A 2,995-nucleotide genomic window follows, 5' to 3' on the forward strand; every position below is an offset into this window, starting at 1 on the left:
CGTATCATTCCTCTGTTGGTTGTGATCTTGGCGGTGATCAACCAACAGGATACGCCACCCCTTCAACCTGCTTCCATACACCAGAAATCACCATAACTCGCCATGATTCGATGCGGCAAAGGTTTGCAGTATTTTGACGGTTTAGGGGAGGTGGAGCGAACGGTGTGCCAGTTTTGGGGTAGGGGATCCAGTTATGGAATCCCCTTTGGATTTAGCAACCTTTGGTCGCTATTCTGGGTCGTTAATGGATTGCCGAACCCAGGGATCATCATTCAGTGAGTAGCGTTTACTGGTGACAGATTTGAAGTGGTCGGGTAAAGCGGCCATTGAATCTGTAAAGCTCTTCTTCCAGCGATCTAGATAAGCCGCAACATCGCCTTCGTCGTTCATGGCAAGGGCGTGTGCGAATCCAGCATAGAGATGGTGCCTGACTGCGCCTCGTATCATGTAATAGAACCCTGGATCGCTTTGAATTAACTCCCCTTCTAAGTAGCGACTGATTCCAGAGGACAGTCTCGTAATGTCTTTCTTCCCTCTGACGCGTTGGCTCTTTATCATTCCCTCAATTTTTTTTGCAAGGTGACTCAGCTTTTCACAAGTTACGTCGAGGGTGTTTTCTAAATTTTTTAGTGAGATGGCTTGTGATTCGTTGCTGAACAGTTTTTTCAGAACTCGAGCTCTCTCGTTTTTATCACCCAGCTCTATTATCGCATCGTTGAATTGAGCTTCGGTTATCCAGGTTGAGCCTTCAATCGCTGCGCCGTCTGCGCAGTTAAAAAACTTATAGGCCGAGGATGCTGCTAGCGTTGCCCCAATAAGACCTTCGACGGCTCTCTTTGCGGTGAAATAGATGGGAGTGGTAAAAACCACGCTATCGTTTACGCCTTGTACTTTGAAGGTATTGGATTGTTGGAAGACTTTGCTTGCTCCCTTTTTAAGCTCTGTACCGATGGTATCGTCCTCACTCTCCATGTACACGGATCGCTTGGAGTGGTGCCGTCCATGGTCGCGAAACCCGAAATCTGTTCCGAAAAGGAAGATGTTGCGCAGTCCAAGCTGGGTGCATAATGCAATCGCAGCATTAGTACAGGTTGGAGCTCCGCCAGAAATACTTGTTTCTGGCGAGCCGAACAGCGCTCCGATTGGGTTTTCTTTCTTGAAGTAGAGGCGCTGTTCTCCAAACAGGTCCCAAATCAATGGGCAGATCTGAGATGCTGCAATAATTCGGATGGACTTAAGCTTTTTCCGGTCATAGGAACTGATCACGCGGTAGTTCAGGTAATCTGACTCCAGCTCAACATGAAAATCAGGATAAATATCGTTCTCGATGAGGGCCCTCAGCCCCGTCCCAGCACTGACAATTATTATGTTTTCGCGATTGGATTTTAATCCATCTATACGGTCATCAAGCGATGGACCGCTCCCAACAATAATTGTTGGTATACTTGACGGAATGGAATTTATTTCGGGTATGACCTTAACGCCCATATGAAAAGCATGAAGCGCATTATTTAATTGGCGCACCTCGTCATCGTAATGGCCCCAGGTTGTGAGAGTTGTGATCGCTTCACGGTTGATGCGTTTTGCAACTGCATCCATTGTTTTGTCCCCGCGCTCGTTAAGGAACAGGTTCATTACCGGGAACATTGGTGTGAAGTGCATCAAATGTTTTACCAGAGCTGGCCAGATCGCATCTTCCGTTTTTTCGACACCAATTAAAAAGCGTATGGATCGGCCCGCGCGCTGGAATGTTGAGCACACTTTTGCCCAGTCCACCGTTAGAAGGCTGGCACCAAAAATTTCTAAATTAGGCTCAATCACTATTGCGTTTTCAACATCCGTTGTTGTGACGAGCTCCTCAATTTGAAGGCCAAGTCCCACGCCTTGGAAAACAACCAATGGGTAGAAGTTTGGGATTGGGTATCCTTTGAAGTCTTCTTTGTTTAATGGTGATTTTCTGATGATCTGGTCGATTGCGCGGTGAGCGAAGCGAGGATGGTGGTAATCACCGGGCCAAGGCGGGGGAAGCGATGGGAGTAATTTATTGTGCGCGAATGTTGACTTGAAGAGCTCGACACCTTGGTGCGCTCGTTGTTTGCCTTGTCCTTGATATAGAGATACTTCTCCCAGATTAAGGTCGAGTTCGTCTTCTACGTTGCTAATAACGACTTCAGCTTCGGTCAGCGTATAGTTTGCGTAGTAACGGTAGATGTCAGGGTAAAATTTCTTGAAGAAAAGGAGGTTGTTTTCGCGACGACGAACAAATTCCAGGGCTTTGTTTTTAACCACTGCGAACTCCGGGATGCTGCTGAGTTTTGAGTCATCTTAGCATATGGTTATAAGTCAGGCGTAAGGAATAGCTCCGTACCGAAGGGCTCGTTACGGAGCTATGCTTTGTCTGAAACTTATCCTTGGAGGAGCTGGAGTACCTGCTGAGGTCTCGCGTTTGCTTGCGCTAGAACCGACAAGCCTGCCTGCTGAAGGACCTGAGTTCGAGCAAGCTCGGCAGTCTCTGCAGCGAAGTCTGCGTCACGAATTCGACTGTTTGCTGCGCTCAGATTTTCTGATGTGGTGCTTAGATTCGCGATCGTGGACTCGAAGCGGTTTTGGACGGCGCCTAGCTCACTTCGGATAGCATTGATTGTGGTAAGCGCTGAATCAACGCGTTTTATTGCATCGTTGGCGCCGGCCACGGTTCGAATATCAACACCTTCAAGGTTCCCCGAGGCAGTAATGGTTTCGCCACCCGCGAGAAAACCGGCATTCTCTGGCGCATTACCGCCGATGGTAATATCTTCAAGCGCCTCAATTGTCACTTGTCCGCGGAGCACAGCGCCTGCGGCAGTACCAATTGTTAATGCGAGCCCTGACGTGCTTCCTGTCGCGGTAGCCGCAGCGGTTCCGACAGCCGTTGTCTCAGCAGTGATGGTAATGTTTTTGCCGTCCGCATTAGTCAGGATAACACCAGTAGAGTTGCTACTCGCAGTCAACCCCT

Annotated in this window: 2 protein-coding genes; both read right to left on the minus strand. The window is 48.6% G+C overall.

From position 1 onward, the window contains the following. Window positions 1–228: 228 nt before the first annotated feature. Window positions 229–2,289 carry a 6-hydroxymethylpterin diphosphokinase MptE-like protein gene (locus tag J122_RS19940; RefSeq protein ID WP_061334024.1) on the minus strand — a complete coding sequence of 687 codons (2,061 nt, stop codon included), beginning with the start codon at window positions 2,287–2,289 and terminating at the stop codon, window positions 229–231. Between the two features lie 116 nt (window positions 2,290–2,405). Beyond that, a partial coding sequence (locus J122_RS24910) for a flagellin (RefSeq protein WP_264753589.1) occupies window positions 2,406–2,995 on the minus strand: 590 nt, incomplete at its 5' end.

The organism is Marinobacter excellens LAMA 842 (assembly GCF_001574445.1).
GTDB lineage: Bacteria > Pseudomonadota > Gammaproteobacteria > Pseudomonadales > Oleiphilaceae > Marinobacter > Marinobacter shengliensis.